Origin of the sequence: Planotetraspora phitsanulokensis, assembly GCF_016863295.1 — a bacterium.
GTDB lineage: Bacteria > Actinomycetota > Actinomycetes > Streptosporangiales > Streptosporangiaceae > Planotetraspora > Planotetraspora phitsanulokensis.
This window is the reverse complement of record NZ_BOOP01000055.1, coordinates 1-23656: the sequence shown is the minus strand read 5'-3', so window position 1 is coordinate 23656 and position 23656 is coordinate 1. Positions and strand designations below refer to the sequence as shown.

Sequence of the window (23656 nt, the reverse complement as noted above, 5' to 3'; positions counted from 1 at the left end):
TGACAGCGGTGATCGCCGGTCGCCGCTGTCCACAGGTCTGTGGACAGCCTGTGGACAGCGCTGGGGGCATTCACGGTATGCGCGAGCCCAGGAGCATCGCCGACGCCGCCACGAGGATCCCGGCGATGATCGCCCCGATGAGGAACCGCTGCGTGATCTCCTCGTGGACGACGCGGTACCCGAGCGACGTGCCGATCTGGGAGTACACGTCCCGCAGCTCGCTGCCCGACTCCGCGGTGTACGCGCGGCCGCCCGTGCCGTCCGAGAGCGACTTCAGCGTGGTCTTGTTGACCGGGACCTGGACCGGCCGGTTGTCGATGTTCACCGTCCCGTCCGGCGTGCCGTACGCGATGGTCGAGACCGGCACCTTGGCGCCGACGGACGCCTCGATGGCCTCGTTGACCGACCGGCCGGAGGTGTTGTCGCCGTCGGAGAGCAGCACGATCGCGGACGGGGGCGGGTCGGTGACCGCGCGCTGGTCGAAGGACCTGATCGAGTCGAGGGAGTTGAAGACGGCCTCGCCGATCGCGGTGCCGGGCCGCGTGGTCAGGTTGGAGATCGCGGTGGTGACCGCCACGTGGTCGGTCGTGGGGGAGATCACCACGGCCGCCGACCTGGCGAAGGCGACCACGCCGACGTTGAACCGCTCCGGCAGGTCGTCGACGAACTGCTGGGCCGCCTGCTTGGCCGCGATCAGGCGGGTGGGCGGGACGTCCGCGGACTCCATCGACAACGAGATGTCCACGGCGATGATGATGGTGGCGCGGTCGCGGGGCACCCGTACGGCGTCGGCGGGTCTGGCCGAGCCCAGCACGAGCAGGATCAGCATCAGGAGGAACAGCAGGGCGGGCACATGCCGGCGCCAGGCCGGGCGCTCGGGGGCGACCAGCGACAGCAGCGCCAGGTTGGTGAAGCGCATGGCGTAACGACGGCGGGTCAGCTGCACCAGCACGTAGCCGACGGCGAGCGCCGCGACCAGGGTGAACAACCACAACCAGCCAGGAGACAGGAAGATCACTTTGCCGCCCCTCTGGTGGAGGCCGACCGGCGCATCAGGTAGGCGGTCCGCCGCTGCCGCAGGACGAACTGCGCGATGTCGAAGACCCAGTCCCGGTCGGTCCGCAGCACCAGATGGGAGGCGCCGCTGCGGCGCAGGGCGATCCGGTTGGACTCACGCTGCGCGGCGGCCGCTTCGGCATACCTCTGCCGGATCTCCCTCGACAGGTAGATGTCGCGGCTGCGGCCGGTCTCGGGGTCGGCGAGGGTGACCAGGCCCACGTCGGGCAGTTCGAGCTCGCGCGGGTCGATGATCTCGACGGCGAGCACCTGGTGGCGGGAGGCGAGCCGGCGCAGGGCGGGCTCCCAGCCGTCCGGGTCGTCGAGGAAGTCCGAGACGATCACGCGCAGGCCGCGCTTGCGGTGGGCGGCGGCCATCATCTCGATCGCGGGGCCCAGCTCCACCGAGCCGCCGGACGGCGGGGCGCTCAGCAGGGAGTGCAGCAGCGCGTAGAGCGGCGGCCGTCCCGGCCGGGCCGGGTAACGGTGGACGTCGTCACCGTGCAGGATGTACGCGCCGAACCGGTCGCCGACGCGGCTGGCCAGGAATCCGATGGCGCCGACGGCGGAGATGACCAGGTCGCGCTTGGCGACGTCGGCCGTGCCGAAGTCCATGCTGGCCGACAGGTCCGCCAGCGCCCACGTCTCCAGCTCCCGGTCGGCGATGAGGTCGCGCACGTGCGGGGTGGTGGTGCGGGCGGTGACGGCCCAGTCCATCCGGCGGATGTCGTCCTCGCCCGGCACGTAGACGCGGGTGTCGCCGAGTTCGCTTCCCGGGCCGGGGATCAGGCCCTGGTGGCCGCCGTGCAGCAGGCCGTCGAGCCGCCGTACCACGGTGAGCTCCAGGCGCCGCAGCGCCTGGTCGGGCGTGGCCGGGCTCATCGCCCGATCACCGGGGACCCTGGTTGTTCCACACGACGAGAGGCGGCGGCACGGCCATCAGGATCTGGCGCACCACGCCCTCGGCGTCGACGTCGTCGGCCAGCGCGTCGAAGGTGAGCATCAGCCGGTGCGACATCACGTCGACGGCGACGTCCCGCACGTCGTCGGGCAGCAGGTAGTCGCGCCCCCGGAGGAGGGCGAGGGCGCGCCCGGCCGCGATCAGGCCGAGGGTCGCCCGGGGGCTGACGCCGATCTCGATGACCTCCCCCAGCTCGCGCAGGCCGTAGTCGGAGGGCGTGCGGGTGGCCATGACCAGCCGTACGACGTAGTCGGCGACGAGCTGGTGCACCGACACCTCCTCGGCCATCTCCTGCAGCCGCAGCAGCCGCTCGGGGTCGAGCACCGGCGCGGCCACCGGCGGGCGGACGCTCATCCGCTGCAGGATCTCCAGCTCCTCGTGGGCGCTCGGATGCGACACCCGGACCTTGAACAGGAACCGGTCCCGCTGCACCTCGGGAAGCGGGTAGACGCCTTCGGACTCGATGGGGTTCTGCGTCGCCAGCACGATGAACGGCCGCGGCAGGGTGTGGGTCCGCCCCGCCAGGGTGACCTGCCGCTCGGCCATGACCTCGAGGAGAGCCGACTGGACCTTCGCCGGCGCGCGGTTGATCTCGTCGGCCAGCAGGAAGTTGACGAACACCGGCCCGAGCTCGATGTCGAACCGTTCGGTGCTCGGGTGGTAGACGCGGGTGCCGACGATGTCGCTCGGCACGAGGTCGGGGGTGAACTGGATCCGGGCGAACGTGCCGCCCACGACCGTGGCCAGCGTGGACGCGGCGAGGGTCTTGGCCACGCCGGGCACGCCCTCGAGCAGGCAGTGTCCTCGCGCGAGCAGGGCCACCAGCAGCCGCTCCACCATGTGGTCCTGGCCGACGATCACACGTCGCACCTCGTCCAGGGCGTCACGGAGGAGCCCGACGTCCGCCGGGCCGGCGTCCGCCTTGGCCGCGATCGCCTTGCCCGGCTCCGGGTCACTGAGTTCATCGGCAACGCTCATGCACGTTATTCAATCGTGACTCGGGAGGAGAATCCATTTCTCTCCCATTTGGGATGTGACAAATAGCTGCATCGTCCCGATTCGCGATGCCAGGTGGACGACCGCCTCACGCCGGTCCCGGGTCCCGTGGATGCGTCTCGTCTGGTTTCGTGTGATCTCGGTGTGGTGTGCCTGCGGTCTCGTCGCCTCGTGGAGATGGCCACCTTGTCTTCTGCTCCGTTTGCGCGTCGGCAAACAGCGGTGACCCCCTGCCGCCGCCCGCCGGGTTCCGGGCCGCCGCCGCCCTTGTCTCCCTGTAGGGCGAATGTAATGCTCAACGTGGATTCCGTACGGCCCGGCGTAATGGAATGGAAGCGGCGCCATGAACGAGTGGACCGGTGTCAGCGGGAAATACGTGGTGATCACCGGTGCCACCAGCGGCATCGGGCGCGCGGCGGCCGTCGAACTCGCCGCGCGCGGCGCGAGGCTCGCGATCGTGGCGCGTGACGAGGCCAAGGCGAACGAGGTGGCGGCCCAACTCGCCGGGGCAGCCGACGGCTCGGCGGTCGCCGGTGTGTTCGTCGCGGACCTGGCTTCACAACGGTCTGTCCGCCGGGTGGCGGACGAGATCCTCGAGCGGTGTCCCAGGGTGGACGTCCTGGTCAACAATGCAGGCGCTCTCCACTATCAGCGCCAACTGACCGAGGACGGGCTGGAGATGACGTGGGCGGTCAATCATCTGGCGCCGTTCCTGCTCACCTCGTTGCTGCTCCACCGGCTGAAGGAGAACGCGCCGGCCCGGATCATCACCACGTCGTCTCACGGGCACAGAGCCGCCCGGAAGGGGATCGATTTCGACGACCTGAATGGTGAGCGCCTCTACGGCCGCCGCACGTTGGTGGGGGGCGGGTTCATGCGTTATGCCGAGACCAAGCTCGCGAACATCCTGTTCACCGCCGAACTCGCCCGGCGGTTGCGGGGGAGCGGCGTCAGCGCGTACTGCTTCGATCCCGGCCTGGTGGCCACCGGCTTCGCCATGAACAACGGCGCGCTGGTCCGGTGGAACATGGTCGTCAGGCGGCCTTTCTCACGCAGTCCGGAGAAGGGCGCGGAAACGCTGGTGTGGCTCGCCGATTCCGCGGACGTGGCCGAGGACGACGGAACCTATTTCGGCGACATGCGACCGAAGGCCCCCTCCGAGGCCGCCCGGGACATGGACGCCGCACGCCGCCTCTGGGAAGTGAGCGAAGAGCAGGTCGACGACTCATCCTCTCGTGAGGGCTAGAGGATGTCCGGCGAGTCGGCGCGGCGAGGCACAAGCGGAAGCCGGCGAGGCGCCGCGCGAAGCTCCATGAGGCATGACCGGGCGGGATCTGAACGTGCGCCGACGCGATTCACAGGTGCGGGCCCGGCCGCGGACCGGCGCGACCGCCGCCCGCGTGTGTTTTCATGAGGATGATGGTCACTCCGCTGCAGTACGGCGACCCGCCCCACCTGGGGCCTTTTGTGTTGCAGGCGAGACTGCGCACGGCGCCTGCCGGGCTCGTCTATCTGGGACAGGCCCCGGACGGCCGCGCGGTGTCCGTCGCCGTCCTCACCAGCGGCGCGGCACTCGACGCCGCCGCGCGGGACAGGTTCGTGACCGCCATCAGGGACGCCGAGCAGCCACGCGCCGGCGTCCTCGGCTGGGGCGCCACGCTGCTGCACCGGGTCCGCGGGCATGCCCCCGCCGACACGCCTCCCGTCGTCGCCATGCACGACGGGCGGGCTCCGTGGGTGGCCGTGCCGTACGTGCCGGGCGGGCCGGGGGCCGAGCGGTTCCTCGACCCGGTCATGGTGTCGGGCACGCTGATCGGCAGGCGGCAGGGGCCCGAGTTCGTGCCGCACTGGCTGGGCGACCGCAGTCCCGCCTTCCCCGGGCCGCCGCCGCCGCCTCCGCCGCCGGTCGGCACGCGGCGTCAGGTGGTGCTGGCCTCGGCGCTGCTGGCCACGCTGACCCTGCTGCTGCTGGTCATGTTGTGGCTACTGGTCTTCCGCGGCGACGAGGAACAGGAGCCGGCGCGGCCGCTGCCCGCGACGAACTTCGTTCCGACGCCGCCGCCCGTTCCGACGTCGCCGGAACCGCAGGAGCCCTCGCCGACGCCGTCGGAAGGCGGTTCGGGCAGCCAGAGTCCGTTGCCCCGGAGCAGCGACAACGGGGGAGAGGACATCTGACCGACCCCTGTGACGTGCTGATCTTCCCTGCCGCTACCCTCGGCGTTGCCGAACGCTGACGAAACGTGGGGGATGCGCCGCAAATGCACGCCGGGACGATCGTGCTGCTGCTTCTGGCGGCGGTGGCCGCGGGGTGGGTCGACGCCGTCGTGGGCGGAGGAGGACTGCTCCAGCTTCCGGTGCTGATCCTCGCGGGCCTGTCACCAGTGCAGGCGCTGGCCACCAACAAGTCCGCCGCCATCTTCGGCACGGCGTCCGCCGCGGTGACGTACGTGCGCGGGACGAAGCTGGACCGGGCGGTCGCCCTGCCGGCGGGCCTGCTCGCGGTGGTCTTCGCGGGAGTCGGCGCCGCGTCGGCCGCCCTTCTCGACGCCTCGATGCTCAAGCCGCTGGTCATGGTCGTGCTGCTGGCGGTGGCGGCGTTCGTGACGTTCCGTCCTGCTTTCGGCAGGCTGCCGCATCCTCATCTCCGGACGACGGCCCGGGTGGTCGGCGCGGTCCTGGTCGCGGGCGTCGGGATCGCGTTCTACGACGGCATCGTCGGCCCCGGTACGGGGACGTTCCTGCTCATCGCGTTCACCTCGCTGCTGGGGATGGACTTCGTGCACGCCTCGGCGACCGCGAAGGTGATCAATACGGGGACGAACCTCGGCGCGCTGATCGTGTTCGGCTCGCAGGGGCACGTGATGTGGGCGCTCGGCCTGTGCATGGCCGTCTGCAACATCATCGGCGCCCAGTTGGGTGTGCGGATGGCGTTGCGGCGCGGCGCCGGGTTCGTCCGCGTGGTTCTGCTGTGCGTGGTGGCCGCGCTGGTCCTGAAGCTCGGCTACGACCAGTTCGCCTGAGTGGGCACGGCGGCGGCGTCCGTTCCACCGGTTCGCGCCGGCCGTACGGCGGGGGCGGCCAGGGCGACGAGAAGCGTGAGCAGGGCGGGGATCAGCAGGGCCCTCGGCAGCGTCACGAGTTCCGCGAGGGCGCCGATGATCACCGGCCCGGCGAGGAAACCGGTGTATCCGAGGCTCGCCACCACCGCGAGCGCGCGCCCGGACTGCGCGGGGTCGCGGTGCCCGGCGGCGGAGAAGACCTGCGGGATGACGCAGGAAAGTCCCGCGCCGAACAGCGCGAACCCGACGACCCCGGCGACCGGTGTGCCGATGAGGAGGTTGACCGCGAGGCCGGCGGCGCCGAGCAGACCGCATCCGCGCACCAGGGCCACCGGGCCCAGCCGGGCGGCGAGCCGGTCGCCGGCGAAGCGCCCGGCGGTCATCATGACCGAGAAGGCGGCGAACGCGGCGGCCGCGAATCCGGGGGAGGAGCCGAGATCGTCGTGGAGGTAGACCGAGCTCCAGTCGGCTGAGGCTCCCTCGCCGATCAGACCGCAGAAGGCCAGCACGCCGAGGAAGAAGGCGCCTTGCGGCAACCGGCGCCGGGGCGCGGCGGTCCGATCGGCGATGCCGGTTGCGGGGGTCTCCGGCTCCCGGGGGTGCGGGGTGTCGCGCAGGGCCCAGCGGGCCGACAGCACCGCGACGACCAGGATGAGCGCCCCGGCGACCGCGAAGGTGACGGCCGGGTCCACGTCGGCGCTTGCGAACACCCCGCCCAGCGCCGACCCGGCGAAGCCGCCCACGCTGAACACGGCGTGGAAGGCCGACATGATCGGCCGGCCGTACGCGCGTTCGACGGTGACGGCGTTGGCGTTCATCGAGACGTCGAGTGTGCCGTTGACGACGCCGAACAGGAACAGGGACAGCGCGAGCACCGGCAGGTCGGGGGCGAGGGCCGGGAGCACCAGGACGGCTCCCTGGGCGAGCGCCGCCGGGATCATGACGCGGTCGCTGCCGTACCGGTCGACGAGACGGCCGATGACCAGCATCCCGGTGATGGCGCCCGCCGCGATGCCGAGCAGCGCCAGGCTCAGGCGCCCGTCCGAGAGAGCGAGGTCGTGCTTGATGGCCGGGATGCGGGCCGTCCAGGTGCCGATGGCCATCCCGGCCAGCAGGAACAGTCCGAAGACGGCGAGGCGGGCGCGCCGCAGGGACGGCCGGGCGGTGGCGAGTAGCGCCATGAGGCAGGGCTCCAACGGTGAGGAAGGCATGATCACGGAGAGGGTTCGGCCAGGTGAGCGGTGATGCGGCCGAATCCGTGCATGGTCACGAATCGGGAAGGCGCAGGTGAGACGGGGTCCTCACGAACGTGCGCATGATCACGCGGGAGGGGTCACACGCGGTCACGCGGGAGGGGGCGCGGGCGTGGTCACGGGGAGGGGATGCGGACGGTGACGCCGGCGGCGGTCAGGGCGTCGTGCTGCTCCTGGGGGATGCCCTCGTCGGTGACGACCACGTCCAGCCTGTCGAGCGCGCAGACCGAGCCGAACGCCGTGCGGGAGAACTTCCCCGAGTCGCAGGCCACCACGACGCGGCGGGCGGAGGCGATCGCGGTCTGTTTGATCGAGACTTCCGGCAGGTCGTGGGCGGTCAGGCCGTGCTCGGCGGACAGGCCGCAGCAGCCGATGACCGCGGTGTCGAACCGCAACGACCTGATGGAGGCCTCGGTCAGCGGGCCGACGAAGTTCATCTCGCCGTGCCGGACCTCGCCGCCGGGAAGGACGAGGCGGATCCGCGGAGCCCCGGCGAGCTCCTGTGTCGCCTGCAGGGCGAGCGGAAGCACCGTGAGCCGGCGATCGTGTATCGCCCTGGCGACCTCGAGCACGGTCGTGCCGCCGTCGAGCAGGACGGCCTCGCCGTCCGCGATCAGGCTCGCCACCTCCGCGCCGATCCGCTGTTTGGCGGCGACCGCCTCGCGCTCGCGGACGCCGAAGGGCGGTTCCTCGCCGCGCAGGAGCAGGCTGAGCGCGCCTCCGCGGACCCGCCGCACCACGCCCTGCTGCGCCAGCTCGTCGAGGTCGCGGCGGATGGTCATCTCCGAGACGCCGTGCAGAGCGGCGAGCTCGGCCACCGAGACGCTGTCGGAGGTCCGCAGCTCGTTCATGATGGCGCGGATCCGGTCGACACTTTCCATGCGTTCATTTGAACACCATCGATGTTTGAAAGCAAATAAATCTACATTGTAAAGGTGGCAGACTGGACGGCATGCGCGCGAGCCGACTGCTCTCCCTCCTGCTACTCCTCCAGACCCGCGGCAGGATGACCGCGCCCGAACTCGCCGTGGAGCTGGAGGTCTCGGTGCGGACGGTCTACCGCGACGTGGAGGCCCTGTCGTCGGCCGGAGTGCCGGTGTACGCCGATCGCGGCCCGCTGGGGGGATACCAGCTGCTCGACGGATACCGCACCCGGCTGAACGGGCTGACCGCGGAGGAGGCCTCGGCGCTGTTCCTCGCGGGGCTTCCCGGGCCGGCCGCCGAGCTCGGCCGCGCCGACGTCGCCGCCACGGCCGAGCTGAAGCTGCTCGCCGCCCTCCCGCCCGAGCCCCGTTCGCGTGCGGCCCGGATGCGTGAGCGGTTCCATCTCGACGTGCCCGGCTGGTATCGGAGCAACGACGACGTGCCGTTCCTGATGGACGTGGCGGAGGCGGTATGGGGCGACCGCGTCGTCCGGTTGCGTTACCGCCGGTGGGGCCCGGCCGAGGTGGAACGGGTCGTCCACCCGTACGGTCTCATCCTCAAGGGAGGTTCGTGGTATCTCGCGGCGTCGTGCGAGGGCAGCGTCCGCACGTACCGGGTCAGCCGCATCGTCACGGCCGAGGTGCTGGACGAGACGTTCACCCGGGCGCCCGACTTCGACCTCGCGGCCTTCTGGCGGGAGTTCGCCGTGGAGTTCGCCGCGCGGATGTACACCGCCAAGGCGGACATCCGGGTCGCGCCGGGAATGGAGAGCCTGCTGCGCTACACCATGGGCGCGGACGTCACCGACAAGGCCCTGGCGGACGGGGTGGCCGACGCGGAGGGGTGGACGCGCATCACCCTGCCGATCGAGTCGGTCAACCACGCGGCGTGGCAACTGCTGCGGCTGGGTTCCTCGATCGAGGTGCTGGGACCGGCCGAGGTGCGGGACCGGATCGCGAGGACCGTGGCCGAGCTGTCCGTCATGTACGGCGAAGCCGGCGACGAGCTCCCGCTTAGTTGATCTACATTGTAAAGGCGCCGGGTTCGGCGAGGTGGTGGCACTCGCCGAACCCGCAAATCCGCGCCGAAACGACACGCGGCTCCCGGTCGTCAGCGGTTGACCCCGGACATCTGCGCGGCGTTGTAGCGCGGGCCGGACACCTGGGCGGCCAGCGACTCGAGGGCCTCCGCGTCGGCGGAGCCGAGCTCGATCCCGGCGGCGGCGGCGTTCTCCTCCAGGCGGCCGACGCGCTTGGTGCCGGGGATCGGCACCACGTCCTCACCCTGGGCCAGCACCCAGGCGAGCGCGACCTGCGCCGGCGTCGCGCCGGCGCCTGACGCCACCTCACCGAACTTCGCCGCGAGAGCGTGGTTGGCGGCGAAGTTGTCACCCTGCCAGCGCGGGTGCGTGTGACGGACGTCGTCGGCCGCGAGATCGCCCGGCCCGCTGAACGCGCCGGTCAGGAAGCCGCGGCCCAGCGGGCTGTAGGCGACGAGCCCGATGCCGAGCTCGCGCAGCGTCGGCAGCAGCTCGCTTTCGATGTCCCGGGTGAACAGCGAGTACTCGTACTGTCCCGCGGTGATCGGGTGGACCGCGTGGGCTCGCCGTACGGTCGCGGGGGCCGCCTCGGAGATGCCCAGGTGGCGGACCTTGCCGGCCTCGACCAGTTCCTTGAGCGCTCCCCAGGTGTCCTCGATTGGGACGTCCGGGTCGATCCTGTGCTGGTAGTAGAGGTCGATGTGGTCGACGCCGAGCCGTTCGAGGGAGGCGTCGCAGGCCTTGCGCACGTAGTCCGGCCGGCCGTTGTGCCCCAGCCGGGTGCCGTCGGGCAGGCGCTCGATGCCGAACTTGGTGGCGAGGACGGCCTCGTCGCGGCGGTCGCGGACGGCCGCACCGACGAGCCGCTCGTTGGTGAAGGGCCCGTACGCGTCGGACGTGTCGAGAAAGGTGATCCCCAGATCGAGCGCGCGGTGGATCGTGGCGGTCGACTCGGTGTCGTCGCCGGGACCGTAGAAGTCGCTCATCCCCATGCAGCCGAGTCCGAGCGCGGACGTGCGCAGGCCCTGGCCGAGTGTGCGCTGCTTCATTGCTCCCCCATCATCGGGTGCGTGCGTCGTGTCGTGGTCGTGTCGTGGTCGTGTCGTGGTCGTGTCGTGGTCGTGTCGTGGTCGTGTCGTGGTGGCCGGTCGCGGGGGTGGCGCCGCGATCTCCGAGATCAAGTCTTCTCCTCGGGGCGTGCCCCGTGCGAAGCGACCCCCGGATCGGCGGTGCGAGGACCTTCGCGGGTGTCTGGCCGGGGGAGCCCGGTCAGACGGCGGGGCGGGCCGGGACCTGCCGTTTCTGGAAACTGTCGGTGGGGGCGGGCACCATGGCGGCATGGCTTCATGGCAGGAGATCGAGAAGGAGATTCCCGACCTGGCCGCGCGCGTGCTGGCGCTCATGGGGGAGCGCAAGCACAAGACGATGGCCACGCTCCGCAGGGACGGATCGCCGCGGATCAGCGGGATCGAGGTCGAGTTCAAGGACGGCGAGGTGTGGCTGGGCTCGATGGCCGGCGCGGTGAAGGGGCGCGACCTGAAGCGGGATCCACGGGTGGCGATCCACGGCACGTCGGACGACCCGGACGAGTCGGATCCGGGCGCGTGGGGCGGCGACGCGAAGCTCGCGGGCACGGCGGTCGAGATCACCGATCCGGCGGTGCTCGAGCGGTTCGGCGGGCCGCCGGAGGCGGGCTCCGACCTGTTCCGGGTGGACGTCACCGAGGTCGTGCTGACGAAGGTCGACGCAGCGGGGGAGCACCTCGTGGTCGAGATGTGGCACGAGGGTGAGGGACACCGGGTGGTCCGCCGCAAGTGACCGGCCCGTCGGCCAATGCGGGGGCGGCCGGCGTGCGTGGACGGCCGACGTGCGGGCAGCCGTTGCGCCTCAGTGCACGCTGAAGCCCCCGTCGACGCGGATTTCCTGACCGGTGACATACGCGGAGGCGTCACCGGCCAGGAAGACCGCGGCGCCGGCGAAGTCGGCGGGGACGGCGTTGCGGCCGGTCATCGAGCGGGCGGCGAGTTTCTCCACGCGGCCGGGCACGGCCTGGGCCTCCTCGGTCAGAGGAGTGAGCACGAAGCCGGGGATGATCGTGTTGCTCGTGACCCCCGACGCCGACCACGCCTCGGCCTGGGAGCGCGTCAGCCCGCAGATGCCCGCCTTGGAGGCTCCGTAGGCGCCGCTGTCGCCGAAGGCGCTGATCGACTGCTGGGAGCCGATGTTGATGATCCGGCCCCAGCCGCGGGCGGCCATGCGCGGGCCGAAGTGACCGCCGAGCAGGAAGGGCGCGGTGAGGTTGACCGCGATGGTCTGGTCGTAGTCGTCGACGGTGAGCTCGGCCATGGGCAGCCGGATGTTGTTGGCCGCGTCGTTGACGAGGATGTCGATGTCGCCGAAGAAGCGGGGCGCCTGTTCGCACACCCGGGCGACGGCGGCGCGGTCGGCGAGGTCGGCGCTGATGGCGGCGGCGCGGACACCGTGTCCTTCGAGGCGGCGGACGGATTCGGCCAGCTCCCGCTCGCGCCGGGCCACGATGACGACGGCGGCGCCCGCCCGGCCGAGTGCCTCGGCGATGGTGGCGCCGATGCCGGAGCTCCCGCCGGTCACCAGCGCGACGCGGTCAGCGAGAGAGAACAGCGACTCGAGATATGCCGACATGTGGCGGAAAGCTATCAGTGCTGATCATCGTCAGTGTGAGGGGGAGTGTTCTTCCGCCGCCATGTCCCGCATGGCCTGCTGTATCTTCCGCATGACGGTCTCCATCGTCCGCAGCGTCTCGGTGTCGAGATGCTCGAGGAGCCGGCGGTAGCCGGTGGTCCCGGCGTCGATGATCTCGGCGGTGAGCCGCTTGCCCGCGTCGGTGAGCTCCACCCGGCGGATGCGGCGGTCGTTCGGGTCCTCCCGGCGGGTGGCCAGGCCCTGGGCGACGACGCGGTCGACGATCCCGGTCACGGTTCCGAGGCCGACGTGGAGGTGGCGGGCCAGCTCCTGCCCGGAGGTCGACCCGTGGAAGGACAGGAACATCACGACCTTGAGCTGCTGCATGGTCAGGTTGGAGGCCATGATGGGCAACGACCGGTCACGGGCGAAGAAGCGGCCCATGCCTCGCTGCAGTTCGGCGAGCCGGGTGATGATCTCGTCCCGCTCGTCGGCCTGGTCCTGACCGGGGCCCTGCGTGCCGACGTCCGCGCCGCCGGGCCGCCCTGTTCGACAGTCGTTCACGTTCACCTCTCGCCGGGAGAGGTTACCAGAAGTTAATGCCAGGCTAAATGTTCGTGCTAGGCGAAGTGTTATCGTTGGGCAAAGCACTTTAATGAGTTACCCCGATATCACGCTTAAGGAGCTTGCCAGATGACCTCCCTGGCCAGGCTGAGTCTGGCCAACCGCAGTCTGGTGATCATGATTGCGGTTGTCCTCGGCCTTTTCGGCGCCTTCGCGATCCCCTCGCTGAAGCAACAGCTTTTCCCCTCGCTGGAGTTCCCGGCGGCGTTCGCTGTGGCGAGCTATCCCGGCGCCTCGCCCGAGATTGTCGAGGAACAGGTCACCAAGCCGATCGAGAGCGGCTTCCAGGGGCTGCCCGGCGTGACGGAGATCACCTCCACCTCGAAGGAGGGGGTGGCCCAGATCCAGGTGGCCTACGAGTTCGGCACCGACATCGACGACGTCGTCGGCAAGATGCAGCAGGCGATCACCCGGGTCAAGCCGCAGCTCCCGCAGAACGTGGACCCGCAGGTGGTCGCCGGCAGCACCGACGACATCCCCGTCATGGCCATCGCGGTCGACGACGCGGGCGACAAGCACGGCACGTTCGAGAAGCTCGAGCGGGTCATGGTGCCCAAGCTGCAGTCGATCACGGGCGTCCGCGACGTGACCGTGAGCGGCGCCGGTGAGAAGCAGGTCGTGGTCACCCCCGACGCACGCAAGCTCGCATTCCTCGGCCTGTCCGCCGCCTCGATCCCCGACCTGCTCCGATCGAACGGCGCGCTGATCCCCGCCGGCAGCCTCACCGAGGACGGCAAGTCCCTCACCGTGCAGACGGGCGACCGCCTGCAGAGCGTCGACGACCTCAAGAACCTCTACCTCACCCCCGCCATGCCGTCCGCCGGAGCCGGCCGGCCCGGAGCGCAGGGAGGCCAGGCCGTACCGGCCGGGGGAGCCCGCACCGGGCAGCCCGACGCGCCCCAGGGCAACGCGCAGGCACGGCTGCGGCCGGTCAAGCTGGGCGACATCGCGACCATCGACATCAAGGACGCCCCCGCCACCACGCTGACCCGGACGAACGGCAAGTCCAGCCTCGGCGTGTCGATCACGATGACGCCCGACGGCAACGCCGTGCAGATCTCCCACGACGTGCGCGACGCGCTGCCGGAGCTGACCCGCTCGCTCGGCGACGTCTCCCAGTTGACCGTCGTGTTCGACCAGGCGCCCTACGTCGAGCGCTCGATCGAGGACCTGACGACCGAGGGCCTGCTCGGACTGGTCTTCGCCGTCCTGATCATCCTGGTGTTCCTGCTGTCGGTGCGGTCGACGCTGGTGACGGCGGTCTCGATCCCGATGTCGGTGGTCATCGCCCTGATCGCGTTGTGGATCGGGGACTACTCGCTCAACCTGCTCACCCTGGGTGCGCTGACCATCGCCATCGGCCGCGTGGTCGACGACTCCATCGTCGTGCTGGAGAACATCAAACGGCATCTGGCGTACGGCGAGCCGAAACGCCAGGCCATCCTCGGCGCCGTACGCGAGGTCTCGGGGGCGGTCACCGCCTCCACGCTGACGACGGTGGCGGTGTTCCTGCCGATCGCGTTCGTCGGCGGCCTGGTCGGCCAGCTCTTCAGCCCCTTCGCGATCACGGTGACGGTGGCCCTGCTCGCCTCGCTGCTGGTGGCGCTGACCGTGATCCCGGTCCTGGCGTACTGGTTCCTCAAGACGCCGAAGTTCACGCCGCAGGAGGCAGAGGCGGCACGTGAGGACGCCGAGCGCAGGGAACTGCGCAGCCCGCTGCAGCGCATGTACCTGCCGGTGCTGCGGTTCGCGACCAAGCGGCGCCTGGTCACCCTGCTGATCGGGGTGGTCGTCTTCATCGGCACCATGGGGCTCGCCCCCAACCTGAAGACCAACTTCATCGACTCCTCGGGCAACGACACCACCCAGATCAGCCAGCGGATGCCGGTCGGCACCGACCTCGCGACCACCGACGCCGCGGCCAAAAAGGTCGAGGACGTCCTGTCCTCGGTCAAGGGCATCGCGTCCTACCAGGTGACCGTCGGCGGCGGCAACCAGTTCCTCGCGGGCGTGGGCGGAGGCGCCGACCGCGCGTCCTACTCGATCACGCTGGCCCAGGGCACCGACACCCCGACGCTCGAGCAGGCGCTGCGCGACCGGCTCAAGCCGCTGACCGGCGTCGGCGAGATCACCGTCGGCGGGGGAGGCGGCGGCTTCAACTCCAACCAGGTCCAGGTGGTCCTCCAGGGTTCCGACGCCGCCGAGCTGAAGACGGCCGCCACCACCGTGCGGGACGCGATGGCCGGGATCGACGGGCTGCGTGACGTGACCTCCAACCTCGAGGACAGCGCCCCGCGGGTCGAGGTCCACGTCGACAGGGAGAAGGCCGCGGCCAAGGGACTGACCGAGGCCGCGATCGGCCAGATCGTCGCGCAGTCCTTCCGCGGAGCGCCGATCGGTTCGCTCGACATCGACGAGCGCTCGAGCGACATCGTGCTCCGCGTGGGCGACGCACCCGACGACCTCGACGCGATCAAGGCGATCCAGCTGCCCACGCCCACCGGGCTGGTCAAGCTGAGCTCGGTCGCCGAGGTGGCCAAGACCGACGGGCCGACGCAGATCACCCGCCAGGACGGCGACCGGACCGCGACGGTCTCCGGCGCGGCCGACGCCTCCGACCTCGGCGCGATCACCACCAAGGTGACCGACAAGCTGGACACGCTCACCCTGCCCGCCGGCGTGACCTACGAGATGGGCGGCGCCAGCTCCGACCAGCAGGAGGCGTTCTCCAGCCTCGGCATCGCGATGTTGCTCGCGATCGCGATCGTCTTCATGATCATGGTCGCGACGTTCCGCAGCCTCGTGCAGCCGCTGATCCTGCTCGTGTCGATCCCGTTCGCGGCGACCGGCGCGATCGGACTGCTGCTGGCCACCGACACCGCGCTCGGCGTCCCCGCGCTCATCGGCATGCTCATGCTGATCGGCATCGTGGTCACCAACGCGATCGTGCTCATCGACCTGATCAACCAGTACCGCGCCAAGGGCCTCGGCATCACCGAGGCGGTCATCGAGGGCGGCAGGCGCCGCCTGCGCCCGATCCTCATGACGGCCATCGCGACGATCTGCGCGCTGACCCCGATGGCGCTCGGCGTGACCGGCTCGGGCGGCTTCATCTCCCAGCCGCTGGCGATCGTCGTGATCGGCGGACTGATCTCCTCGACCCTGCTCACGCTGGTCCTCGTGCCCACCCTCTACACGATGGTCGAGCGGACCAAGGAGCGCATGCGCCGTACGCCCAAGGCCCCGTCGGGCGCCGGCGACCTCAAGGTCTACGAGAAGGAGGCCCTCACCCCGGCCCCCTGAGCCGCCCCCGTACGGCGGGACCGCGCGACGAGCGGCCCCGCCGTACGGGCACCGGGACCCGCTGCGGCGGGGCGGCGGGGCAGCAGGCCGCCCGGTCTCAATAGACTGACCCAACGTGAGTGCCAAGCCGCGAATCCCGAATGTCCTGGCCGCCCGCTACGCGTCAGCGGAGCTGGCCCGCCTGTGGTCCCCCGAGCACAAGGTCGCGCTGGAGCGCAGGCTCTGGCTGGCCGTGCTGAAGGCCCAGACCGACCTCGGGATCGACGTGCCGCCGGACGTGGTCGCCGACTACGAGAAGGTCGTCGACCAGGTCGACCTCGGCTCCATCGCCGAACGCGAACGAGTCACCCGCCACGACGTGAAGGCCCGGATCGAGGAGTTCAACGCCCTGGCCGGGCACGAACACGTCCACAAGGGCATGACCTCGCGCGACCTGACCGAGAACGTCGAGCAACTCCAGATCCGGGACAGCCTCCTGCTCGTCAGGAACCGCGTCGTCGCACTGCTCGCCCGCCTTGCCCGCCTGGCCGCCGAGCACTCGCCGACGGTGATGGCCGGCCGCTCGCACAACGTCGCCGCACAGGCCACCACGCTCGGGAAGCGCTTCGCCACCGCCGCCGACGAACTGCTCGTCGCCTACGAACGCCTCGAGAACCTGCTCGACCGGTACCCGCTGCGCGGCGTCAAGGGCCCCGTCGGCACCGCGCAGGACATGCTCGACCTCCTCGGATCCGGCGACCGCCTCACCGAGCTGGAGGACCGCGTCGCCGGGCACCTCGGATTCACCCGCCGCTTCACCAGCGTGGGACAGGTCTACCCGCGCTCGCTCGACTACGACGTCCTCACGACCCTGGTGCAACTGGCCGCCGCTCCGTCGTCGCTGGCCAAGACCATCCGCCTGATGGCCGGCCACGAGCTCGTCACCGAGGGGTTCAAGGAGGGCCAGGTCGGATCCTCCGCGATGCCGCACAAGATGAACACCCGCTCCTGCGAACGAGTCAACGGCCTCACCGTCATCCTGCGCGGCTACGCGTCCATGGGGGCGGAGCTGGCAGGCGACCAGTGGAACGAGGGCGACGTGTCCTGCTCGGTCGTGCGCAGGGTCGCCCTGCCCGACGCGTTCTTCGCCTTCGACGGCCTCGTGGAGACCATGCTCACCGTCCTCGACGAGTTCGGCGCGTTCCCCGCCGTCATCGAGGCCGAACTGAACCGTTACCTCCCGTTCCTCGCCACCACCAAGATGCTCATGGCCGCGGTCCGCGCCGGGGTGGGCCGTGAGACCGCCCACGAGCTGATCAAGGAACACGCGGTCGCGTCCGCGCTCGCCATGCGCTCCGAGGGCAGGGCCAACGAACTCCTCGACCGGCTGGCCGCCGACACCCGGTTCCCGCTCGGCAGAGCGGAACTCGACGCGCTGCTCGCCGACCGGATCTCCTTCACCGGCGCCGCGCCCGAGCAGGTCACCCAGATCGTCGAACACGTCGGGCGGATCACCGCCGCTCACCCCGCGGCCGCCGCCTACGCGCCCGGCGCGATCCTTTGAGGGAGCTCACCCGTACGGCGGAGGTCGTGGACGCCTCCGCCGACGACGACCTCATCGTGTGGGCCGCCCAGGGCATGAAGCGCGGCGTGCGGGCATGGGCCGCCAGCGACGCGGTGGCCGTGGCCAGCCCCCGGGCGTCCCGCCGCGACCGGCTGGCCGTCTGCGGCGGCTCGACCAACGCCGCCCGGCTGGTACGGCACGCCCTGGCCGAGATGGGCCCGGAGTTCCGGCCGTTCGGCGACGTCCACCTCATCCGCGAACTGTCGGAGAACATCGACGAGCTGGAGTTCAGCGGTTCCTTCTCCTGGATGGTCACCACCACCTCACCGCCGCCGGCCCAGGCCCCTGGCGTGGTTCAGGACGCCGCGTGGCTCACCCCCGAGGAGGAACCGGACGTCGCCGACCTCCTCAAGGCCGCCAACCCCGACTCGTACGCCGTTCCGGGCCTCCCCGAGGTCCGCCGGTGGGCGGGCATCCGGGACACGGGCGGCGAACTGCTCGCCGTCGCCGCCGACGCATGGTCGGCGCCCACCGTGGGCCTGCTCGCCGGTGTCGCGACAGCCGTACAGGCCAGAGGACGCGGGCTGGGGGAGCGGATCTGCCGCTTCGTCACCCAGGCCCTGCTGGCCGAGCACGACCGGGCGGCACTGATGGTGGACGACGGGAACCACGCCGCGCTCGGCGTCTACGAGCGTCTGGGCTTCGCCCGCCGCCTCGTCGGCGCCGCGGCCGACATGCGCCTCGCCTGACCGGCCCGTGCCGAACGTCGTGGGGGAGCGGCGGCCCCGGACCCGGCGTCGAGGGGGCGCAGGACGCCGGGCAGCTCGTTCAGCGACCTGATCGTCGCGATCTTCGCGTTGGTCTCGGGGCCGGGCGTCGACGCGGCCGCGGGCGAGCTGCCGTAACGGTCGAGCCAGACTCCGTGCATGCCGACCCTGGCCGGGCCGACCGCGTCGAGCTGAAGGTTGTCACCGACCAGGACGACCTCCTGCGGCCGCAGCCCCAGCTTGGCGGCGGCCCGCAGATAGCACTCCGCCGACGGCTTGAAGTTCCCGCCGAGCGAATCGGGCGTCAGGACCGGGTCGAGGCGGTCCATCAGCCCGATTCGGCGCAGCTTGGCCTCCTGCTGCACGGGAACCCCGTTGGTGAGCACCCCCAGAGTCAGCCCGCTGCCCGCCAGCGCGTCTATCACCTCGGCCGCGTCGGGGAAGGCGGCCCAGGCGGCCTCGTAGTGCACGAGGAAGTCCGCATAGGCCGCGTCCAGGTCCGGCGGTACCCGAAGCCCCATCCGGCCGCAGAAGTCCCTGAGCCTGCACCGCCGCTGCTCGGCGAACGAGCACTCGCCGGCATGCCACGCCGGAAGATGCCTGTTCTCCAGATCCAGCCACAACGCGGGCGTCTCCATCACCAGGGGATGCCCGGGGGAGACCGACTCCGTCCAGCTCGTCGCGGCGTACGCGACGGCCCGGCGATGATCGAAAAGGGTCTCGTCGAGGTCGAACAGAATGGCCCTGATCATCAAGCCATCGTGACCGGCCGGTGTTTCACCCGGATTTCCTCGGGATGAAAGCCCGTGACCGGCCTCTTCAGGCGCCGGCCGGGGACGGCCCGGCTGGCTCGGCGCCTATTGGCGCCGGTCAGGAACGCCGCTCCGCGTTCGCGTGCACGGCGTCCCGTATGTACGCCGCCAGCCCCTCCGCGACCTGCTCGTAGTTCGCCGCGAACCGGGGATCGGCGACGTACATGTCGCTCAGACCCCTGTGCATCTCGAGGGAGCAGTTGTAGAACCACCGGCTGATGTGCTCACGATGCCGCTCGGCCACGTCCATCGCCTGCGCCCCGTCGGCCGGAACGCCGCCCTCGAACGCCGCGGCGAAGTCCCGCACCACCGCACCGGCCTCCTCCTGGATCTTCAGCCAGTCCTCCTTCGTGTACGCGGCGGTGCGGCGGCGGCTCTGCTCGAACGCGTCGGTGCCGCCCCACCGCTCCTCGGCCTCCTGTGCGTGCTCGTCCGGATCGAAGTCGCCGAACACCTCGAACCGCTCCTGCGGGGTCAGCGAGATCCCCATCGTCTGTGCCTCCATCGCCTTCTCCACCGCCGCCACCATCTCCTGGAGCCTGCCGATCCGCCGCAGCAGCAACTCGTGCTGCCGACGCAGATGCGTCACCGGCTCGGAGCCCGGCTCGTCCAGGATGGTGGCGATCTCCTCCAGGGAGAACCCGAGCTCGCGGTAGAACAGGATCCGCTGCAACCGGTCGAGATCCGGCTCGGCGTACCGCCGGTAACCCGCCCTCGTCCGCTCACCCGGCGACAGCAGCCCGATCTCGTCGTAATGATGCAGCGTGCGCACCGTCACGCCGGCGAACGCGGCGACCTGCCCGACCGAATAGCCCATGGGTTCACCCCCTTTCAGGATCCAGCGTGTGGCCTGACGTCACGTGAGGGTCAACCCGAATACCCGCCGGTTGATCAGCGGGCCCGCCAGAACGCCCCGTTCGCGGACGGATCATCGGGATCACCCTGCGGCACCGTGAACCCCGCGCCCCACGTCGTGGCCGTGCCCGGTATCCGCGCGATGGACGACAACACGGCGTCCGTCCCCGGCTTGCGCGGCAGCGGCGTGCTCTTCCACCCCGACCCGGTGACATGCCACAACGTGGCGTTCCACGCACCCTGCACGATCCAGACCCCACCCGTGCCGTCGGGCGTCACCTGGGTGTACGGCTGGCCGCCGGTCTTACCCACCATCGTCGTCCACTTCGTGCCGTTCCAGTGCATGAGAAGCGTACGGCTGAACGTGACGTCGTCACCCTCCTCGTTCGCCCCCTCCCAGCTGATCCCGCCGACCGCCCAGACGTTCTTGGGCCCGATCACCAGGATGTCCCGGAAGCCCACCTCCGCGTCAGGCGAGGGCAGCGCAATCGGGGGAAGGGGGACGGGTTTCCACGAGGAACCCCCTCTCCACCGCATGATCGACGGTTGTGACCCGTTCAGGCCCGCGGCCCAGACGTCGCGCGCCTTGTAGATGTCGACCGCACTCGCCTGACCGGGGAGCGCGAAGCTGCGCCAGGACGTGCCGTTCCAGTGCCGGGCGGAGGCCATCTGGGCCCCGACGGCCCAGACGTCCTTCACGTTCAGCGCGTCGGCGTCGGCGGTCGCGAACCGCTTGCCCAGCGACCGGGTGGTCCAGGACTTCCCGTTCCACCGGGACGCCTTGCCCTGCCCGAACACCCACACGCTCTTCGGCGAACTCGCGGCTATGGCCGTCAGATCGAGCGCCGGCACGCCGGGCAGCAGCGTCCACTTCTTGCCGTCGAACCGCTCGACGATGCCCTTCACCTTGCCGTTCACCACCCGGTGGCCCGCCGCCCAGACCGAGCCGTTCTTCAGCGTGGCCACGTCGTTGAGCACGTCGTCCCTCGGCAGGGTGTTGACCTTGACCAGCTTCCACACCGGCGGGGCCTGAGTCGCCGATCCCGCCCCGGCGGGCGGCGCGACGACCACCACCCCCGTCAACCCGAGAACCGCTGCTCCCGCCACCAGCACGTACCGCATGCGCCCTCCCTGTTTAACAGGTTGGACGCCAACTCGGCGGGATTCGTTCGCGGTCTGTTCACCTGTTCGGCGCGGTTTCGCCGTCGTGGCCGTTCATGTCACGCAGGAGCGGATGCGAGCGCATCGCCACCTCCAGCTCTCCGGGAAGCTCGTCCCGGTAGCGGCCGAGCGTGGACAGGTCGCTGTGCCCGAGAACCCGGCGCACCGCGTCCATGTCCGTGCCGTCCGCGAGGAGATGCGTCGCGGTGGTGTGGCGTAAGCCGTGCGGCGTGACGCTGCGCCGCCGTCCAGGATCGACCCGCTGCTGCACCCGGTCGATGACGGCCTGGACGTCGCCCCGCGCGAGCCGGCGGCCACGCCACGACAACAACAACGCCTTGTCCCGCTCCTGCGCCCGCACGGCCAGGTAGGCGTCGAACACCTCGGCGACGTCACGGGGGAGCGGCACGTCCCTCGTCTTGCCGCCCTTACCGAAGATGCGCCAGTAACGAACGCCGTCGTTGGTGTAGAAATCCTCCACGTTGGCCCTGACCAGCTCGGACACCCGCGGCCCCAGCGTCGCGAGCAGCAGCACGATCAGGGCGTCCCGGACGTCGGTCCGCTGGTCGCTCCTGCGCGGGGGAGCCGGCGCGGGGGAGCGGGCCGCCCCGATGAGGCCCTCCGCCTGCTCCTTGGTCAGCGCACGACGCTCGGCCCGCAACCCACCGCGTTCCCGCGCCGTCACCGACGCCGTCGCCATCGGATTCAGCTGCACCCAGCCCACCGAAGCGGCGTGCTTGAACAACGCCGACACCGACCGGCGGAACCGGGCCTGCGACGCCGCGCTCTGCACATGAGCCTGCTCCCGTGGGCCGTCGGCCCGGCGCCGCTCGTCGGGTTTCCTCGCGAAGGCCAGGAGCACCGCGTCGACGTCCTCACCCGTCAGGTCGTCGAGCACCCGGCCGGGGCCTGCCAGCCGTACGAAGGTGGTGACATCACGGGCGTAGACCTCGGCGGTGGCGGGGGACAGCGCCCCGGTCACGGTCTTGGCCCTGACCAGATCGACGTAGCGGTCGGCGGCCTCCTCCACGGTCAGCCGGTTCACCTGAGCGGGCAGCATGATCGAAACCGTACCGGTGGCCACCGACATTTAGGCAGGGCCGTGGAGGAGGTCCGCCATCCGGGCGAAGAGCCTGTCTCCCGCCGCCGCGGCGGCCGGAGAGACCGCGTCGAGCGTGAGGAACCCGTGGACCATCTTCGCCTCACAGTGGTGGTCCACCGGAACGCCCGCCGCGGCGAGGCGCCGGGCGTAGGCGTCGCCCTCGTCCCTGAGCGGATCGTGCTCGGCGGTGACCACGAGCGCCCGGGGCAGACCGCCCAGATCGGGCGCGTGGAGCGGGCTGACCCGCGGATCGGCCCACATCGACGCGTCGGGGACCCACATCTCCGCGCCCCAGGCGACGGCGTCCGCGTCGAGGCCCCACCCGGTGCCCTTCTCAAGAACGCTGGGCTGCGACAAGGTCAGGTCGGTGTTCGGATAAATCAGGATCTGTGCCAGGGGAGTGGGGCCACCCTCGTCACGCAGGCGCAAGCAGGTGAGCGCCGCGAGGTTGCCGCCCGAACTGTCACCCGCGACCGCAGGCGTCCCGGCGGTTCCCAGCAGGGTCCGGTGCTGATCGGCCCACCGGACGGCGGTCACCGCGTCGTCGACCGCGGCCGGCCAGGGGTGTTCAGGGGCGCGGCGGACGTCCACGGCCAGGACCGCGACCTCGGCGGTGGCGGCGAGGCGGCAGCGGGCCCGGTCATGGGACTCGAGGTCGCCGATCGTCCACATGGCGCCGTGCAGGAGCACCACAAGCGGGAGAGATCCGGACGCGGGCCGATAGAGCCGCACAGGCAGATCGTTGATCGGGAAGTCGTCGACCAGGGGGAGCGACGGACCCCGGGGTGCGGTCATGACGCGACGGCGCTGGGCGTCGCGCAGAGCGGCCGGGCCGATGTCGCGGGCAGGAGGACCGGGATGCGCGCGAATGGTGCTGATGAAGTCCGCGAGTTCGGCGTCGGCGAGGTCGCTCATGAGGTGGTCGTGCATGTACGAAGCCTGCCACTCCCATACCGGACAGAATTCACCTTCTGTCCGGTATGGGAGTTATAACGCATTAATGAATGCTTCTGCCTCTTTTTGTCCCATTCCGGTCTCGTCGCGGACGAGCATGACGGCCTGCTGCGTATGGCCGGACGCCTTGAGTTCGCGGGCACGCGAGGCCAGGTCGGCCGGAGAGGGGTCTCCTGGAAGCGGTCGTCCCGCGGCGATGGCGTCCACGACGCTCTTGCCTTCTCTGGGACTGATCCCGGTTTCCTCTCTGACCAGCTGGACGGCTCGAGCCTTCCGGCCTTCGGCGAGCAGAGCGCGCACCCGGTTCTGCAGATCGGCGGAGATCGGCGGTGGAAGACCGGGCGAACGCCAGCCGAGTGATGTGCTGGGCCGCGCGCCTGCCCGGATGGCGGCCACCACCACCACGAGTATGGCCACCGCGAGAAGCGCGGCGAGCACCACCACGACGACGCCGATCTTGAAGCCGAACATGCCGTGATAGTACGGCTTCGCCCACCCGATACCCCAGCCCTCCCTGCCAGATTGGAGAGGCCGGTTCGGGAGGCCAGATTGGAGACGGTCTGGCACCTCTCATGAGGGTGATGGT

Annotated in this window: 22 protein-coding genes; 8 read left to right on the top strand and 14 right to left on the bottom strand. The window is 70.7% G+C overall.

Going from position 1 to position 23656, the window contains the following annotated elements; translation table 11 throughout:
* Nucleotides 1-70: 70 nt before the first annotated feature.
* From Pph01_RS40980 to Pph01_RS40970, 3 genes are read right to left on the bottom strand one after another with little or no spacing between them, the layout of a single operon-like run.
* Nucleotides 71-1018: a VWA domain-containing protein gene (locus Pph01_RS40980; protein ID WP_204078665.1), complete on the bottom strand. Its 948-nt coding sequence runs from the start codon at nucleotides 1016-1018 to the stop codon at nucleotides 71-73.
* The gene (locus Pph01_RS40975) at nucleotides 1015-1938 is read right to left on the bottom strand and encodes a DUF58 domain-containing protein (RefSeq protein WP_204078664.1); all 924 of its coding nucleotides are present in this window, start codon (nucleotides 1936-1938) and stop codon (nucleotides 1015-1017) included. Before Pph01_RS40975 ends, Pph01_RS40980 begins: the two co-directional genes overlap by 4 nt.
* A 7-nt stretch (nucleotides 1939-1945) precedes the next feature.
* Nucleotides 1946-2995 (bottom strand): AAA family ATPase, encoded by a 1050-nt coding sequence (locus Pph01_RS40970; RefSeq protein WP_204078663.1) that lies wholly within the window; start codon nucleotides 2993-2995, stop codon nucleotides 1946-1948.
* 361 nt (nucleotides 2996-3356) lie between these two features.
* On the opposite strand from Pph01_RS40970, the gene Pph01_RS40965 reads away from it, so the two are divergent.
* The 3 genes from Pph01_RS40965 (at nucleotide 3357) to Pph01_RS40955 (ending at nucleotide 6033) form a co-directional block, all read left to right on the top strand.
* Nucleotides 3357-4259: an SDR family oxidoreductase gene (locus tag Pph01_RS40965; RefSeq protein ID WP_204078662.1), complete on the top strand. Its 903-nt coding sequence runs from the start codon at nucleotides 3357-3359 to the stop codon at nucleotides 4257-4259.
* Nucleotides 4260-4423: 164 nt separating this feature from the next.
* Complete coding sequence (locus tag Pph01_RS40960) at nucleotides 4424-5188, top strand: hypothetical protein (RefSeq protein WP_204078661.1); 765 nt, start codon at nucleotides 4424-4426, stop codon at nucleotides 5186-5188.
* Nucleotides 5189-5271: 83 nt separating this feature from the next.
* Nucleotides 5272-6033 carry a sulfite exporter TauE/SafE family protein gene (locus tag Pph01_RS40955; RefSeq protein ID WP_204078660.1) on the top strand — a complete coding sequence of 254 codons (762 nt, stop codon included), beginning with the start codon at nucleotides 5272-5274 and terminating at the stop codon, nucleotides 6031-6033.
* Here the strand turns inward: Pph01_RS40955 and Pph01_RS40950 are convergent.
* Together Pph01_RS40950 and Pph01_RS40945 are read right to left on the bottom strand one after the other, a co-directional pair.
* The gene (locus tag Pph01_RS40950; RefSeq protein ID WP_204078659.1) at nucleotides 6015-7253 is read right to left on the bottom strand and encodes an MFS transporter; all 1239 of its coding nucleotides are present in this window, start codon (nucleotides 7251-7253) and stop codon (nucleotides 6015-6017) included. The two genes, Pph01_RS40955 and Pph01_RS40950, sit on opposite strands and share 19 nt — an antisense overlap.
* Before the next feature lie 188 nt (nucleotides 7254-7441).
* Nucleotides 7442-8206 (bottom strand): DeoR/GlpR family DNA-binding transcription regulator, encoded by a 765-nt coding sequence (locus tag Pph01_RS40945; RefSeq protein ID WP_239117388.1) that lies wholly within the window; start codon nucleotides 8204-8206, stop codon nucleotides 7442-7444.
* A 71-nt stretch (nucleotides 8207-8277) separates the two neighbouring features.
* On the opposite strand from Pph01_RS40945, the gene Pph01_RS40940 reads away from it, so the two are divergent.
* The gene (locus tag Pph01_RS40940) at nucleotides 8278-9270 is read left to right on the top strand and encodes a helix-turn-helix transcriptional regulator (RefSeq protein WP_204078658.1); all 993 of its coding nucleotides are present in this window, start codon (nucleotides 8278-8280) and stop codon (nucleotides 9268-9270) included.
* A gap of 89 nt (nucleotides 9271-9359) precedes the next feature.
* Here the strand turns inward: Pph01_RS40940 and Pph01_RS40935 are convergent, their stop codons facing one another.
* On the bottom strand, nucleotides 9360-10337 hold the full coding sequence (locus Pph01_RS40935) for an aldo/keto reductase (RefSeq protein WP_204078657.1): 978 nt from the start codon (nucleotides 10335-10337) through the stop codon (nucleotides 9360-9362).
* 289 nt (nucleotides 10338-10626) lie between these two features.
* Here Pph01_RS40935 and Pph01_RS40930 point away from each other — a divergent pair, with 289 nt between their 5' ends.
* Nucleotides 10627-11106: a pyridoxamine 5'-phosphate oxidase family protein gene (locus Pph01_RS40930; protein WP_204078656.1), complete on the top strand. Its 480-nt coding sequence runs from the start codon at nucleotides 10627-10629 to the stop codon at nucleotides 11104-11106.
* A gap of 69 nt (nucleotides 11107-11175) precedes the next feature.
* Here Pph01_RS40930 and Pph01_RS40925 read toward each other — a convergent pair whose 3' ends face one another.
* Together Pph01_RS40925 and Pph01_RS40920 are read right to left on the bottom strand one after the other, a co-directional pair.
* Entirely contained in the window at nucleotides 11176-11949 is a 774-nt protein-coding gene (locus Pph01_RS40925; RefSeq protein WP_204078655.1) for an SDR family NAD(P)-dependent oxidoreductase, read from the bottom strand.
* A gap of 30 nt (nucleotides 11950-11979) precedes the next feature.
* A complete protein-coding gene (locus tag Pph01_RS40920) occupies nucleotides 11980-12513 on the bottom strand; it encodes a MarR family winged helix-turn-helix transcriptional regulator (protein WP_239117387.1) in 534 nt (177 codons plus the stop codon).
* Between the two features lie 129 nt (nucleotides 12514-12642).
* Here Pph01_RS40920 and Pph01_RS40915 point away from each other — a divergent pair, with 129 nt between their 5' ends.
* The 3 genes from Pph01_RS40915 to Pph01_RS40905 all read left to right on the top strand — a co-directional run bounded on the left by Pph01_RS40915 (nucleotide 12643) and on the right by Pph01_RS40905 (nucleotide 18168).
* Nucleotides 12643-15876, top strand: a complete 3234-nt coding sequence (locus tag Pph01_RS40915) for an efflux RND transporter permease subunit (RefSeq protein ID WP_204078654.1) — start codon at nucleotides 12643-12645, stop codon at nucleotides 15874-15876.
* A 115-nt stretch (nucleotides 15877-15991) separates the two neighbouring features.
* Nucleotides 15992-17419 (top strand): adenylosuccinate lyase, encoded by a 1428-nt coding sequence (gene purB / locus Pph01_RS40910; RefSeq protein ID WP_204078653.1) that lies wholly within the window; start codon nucleotides 15992-15994, stop codon nucleotides 17417-17419.
* Nucleotides 17416-18168 (top strand): GNAT family N-acetyltransferase, encoded by a 753-nt coding sequence (locus Pph01_RS40905; RefSeq protein WP_204078652.1) that lies wholly within the window; start codon nucleotides 17416-17418, stop codon nucleotides 18166-18168. Before purB ends, Pph01_RS40905 begins: the two co-directional genes overlap by 4 nt.
* Here Pph01_RS40905 and Pph01_RS40900 read toward each other — a convergent pair.
* From Pph01_RS40900 to Pph01_RS40875, 6 genes are all read right to left on the bottom strand, one after another.
* Nucleotides 18105-18938 carry an HAD family hydrolase gene (locus Pph01_RS40900; RefSeq protein WP_204078651.1) on the bottom strand — a complete coding sequence of 278 codons (834 nt, stop codon included), beginning with the start codon at nucleotides 18936-18938 and terminating at the stop codon, nucleotides 18105-18107. The two genes, Pph01_RS40905 and Pph01_RS40900, sit on opposite strands and share 64 nt — an antisense overlap.
* A 118-nt stretch (nucleotides 18939-19056) precedes the next feature.
* On the bottom strand, nucleotides 19057-19815 hold the full coding sequence (locus Pph01_RS40895) for a MerR family transcriptional regulator (protein ID WP_204078650.1): 759 nt from the start codon (nucleotides 19813-19815) through the stop codon (nucleotides 19057-19059).
* Between the two features lie 74 nt (nucleotides 19816-19889).
* Nucleotides 19890-20975 carry a hypothetical protein gene (locus Pph01_RS40890; protein WP_204078649.1) on the bottom strand — a complete coding sequence of 362 codons (1086 nt, stop codon included), beginning with the start codon at nucleotides 20973-20975 and terminating at the stop codon, nucleotides 19890-19892.
* Between the two features lie 58 nt (nucleotides 20976-21033).
* A complete protein-coding gene (locus Pph01_RS40885) occupies nucleotides 21034-22074 on the bottom strand; it encodes a tyrosine-type recombinase/integrase (RefSeq protein ID WP_204078648.1) in 1041 nt (346 codons plus the stop codon).
* Nucleotides 22075-22104: 30 nt separating this feature from the next.
* Nucleotides 22105-23046, bottom strand: coding sequence for an alpha/beta hydrolase (locus Pph01_RS40880; RefSeq protein WP_204078647.1), 942 nt, complete (start codon nucleotides 23044-23046; stop codon nucleotides 22105-22107).
* 57 nt (nucleotides 23047-23103) lie between these two features.
* Nucleotides 23104-23541, bottom strand: a complete 438-nt coding sequence (locus tag Pph01_RS40875) for a hypothetical protein (RefSeq protein WP_204078646.1) — start codon at nucleotides 23539-23541, stop codon at nucleotides 23104-23106.
* Nucleotides 23542-23656: the final 115 nt, after the last annotated feature.

Excerpts from the sequence above, each read along its gene's own strand:
- Pph01_RS40940 (WP_204078658.1), top strand. The coding sequence starts at position 8,278 with ATGCGCGCGAGCCGACTGCTCTCCCTCCTGCTACTCCTCCAGACCCGC.
- Pph01_RS40925 (WP_204078655.1), bottom strand. The coding sequence starts at position 11,949 with ATGTCGGCATATCTCGAGTCGCTGTTCTCTCTCGCTGACCGCGTCGCG.
- Pph01_RS40885 (WP_204078648.1), bottom strand. The coding sequence starts at position 22,074 with ATGCTGCCCGCTCAGGTGAACCGGCTGACCGTGGAGGAGGCCGCCGAC.
- Pph01_RS40950 (WP_204078659.1), bottom strand. The coding sequence starts at position 7,253 with ATGGCGCTACTCGCCACCGCCCGGCCGTCCCTGCGGCGCGCCCGCCTC.
- Pph01_RS40930 (WP_204078656.1), top strand. The coding sequence starts at position 10,627 with ATGGCTTCATGGCAGGAGATCGAGAAGGAGATTCCCGACCTGGCCGCG.
- Pph01_RS40875 (WP_204078646.1), bottom strand. The coding sequence starts at position 23,541 with ATGTTCGGCTTCAAGATCGGCGTCGTCGTGGTGGTGCTCGCCGCGCTT.
- Pph01_RS40965 (WP_204078662.1), top strand. The coding sequence starts at position 3,357 with ATGAACGAGTGGACCGGTGTCAGCGGGAAATACGTGGTGATCACCGGT.
- Pph01_RS40915 (WP_204078654.1), top strand. The coding sequence starts at position 12,643 with ATGACCTCCCTGGCCAGGCTGAGTCTGGCCAACCGCAGTCTGGTGATC.
- Pph01_RS40955 (WP_204078660.1), top strand. The coding sequence starts at position 5,272 with ATGCACGCCGGGACGATCGTGCTGCTGCTTCTGGCGGCGGTGGCCGCG.
- Pph01_RS40970 (WP_204078663.1), bottom strand. The coding sequence starts at position 2,995 with ATGAGCGTTGCCGATGAACTCAGTGACCCGGAGCCGGGCAAGGCGATC.
- Pph01_RS40945 (WP_239117388.1), bottom strand. The coding sequence starts at position 8,206 with ATGGAAAGTGTCGACCGGATCCGCGCCATCATGAACGAGCTGCGGACC.
- Pph01_RS40935 (WP_204078657.1), bottom strand. The coding sequence starts at position 10,337 with ATGAAGCAGCGCACACTCGGCCAGGGCCTGCGCACGTCCGCGCTCGGA.
- Pph01_RS40960 (WP_204078661.1), top strand. The coding sequence starts at position 4,424 with ATGAGGATGATGGTCACTCCGCTGCAGTACGGCGACCCGCCCCACCTG.
- Pph01_RS40975 (WP_204078664.1), bottom strand. The coding sequence starts at position 1,938 with ATGAGCCCGGCCACGCCCGACCAGGCGCTGCGGCGCCTGGAGCTCACC.
- Pph01_RS40900 (WP_204078651.1), bottom strand. The coding sequence starts at position 18,938 with ATGATCAGGGCCATTCTGTTCGACCTCGACGAGACCCTTTTCGATCAT.
- Pph01_RS40895 (WP_204078650.1), bottom strand. The coding sequence starts at position 19,815 with ATGGGCTATTCGGTCGGGCAGGTCGCCGCGTTCGCCGGCGTGACGGTG.
- Pph01_RS40880 (WP_204078647.1), bottom strand. The coding sequence starts at position 23,046 with ATGCACGACCACCTCATGAGCGACCTCGCCGACGCCGAACTCGCGGAC.
- Pph01_RS40890 (WP_204078649.1), bottom strand. The coding sequence starts at position 20,975 with ATGCGGTACGTGCTGGTGGCGGGAGCAGCGGTTCTCGGGTTGACGGGG.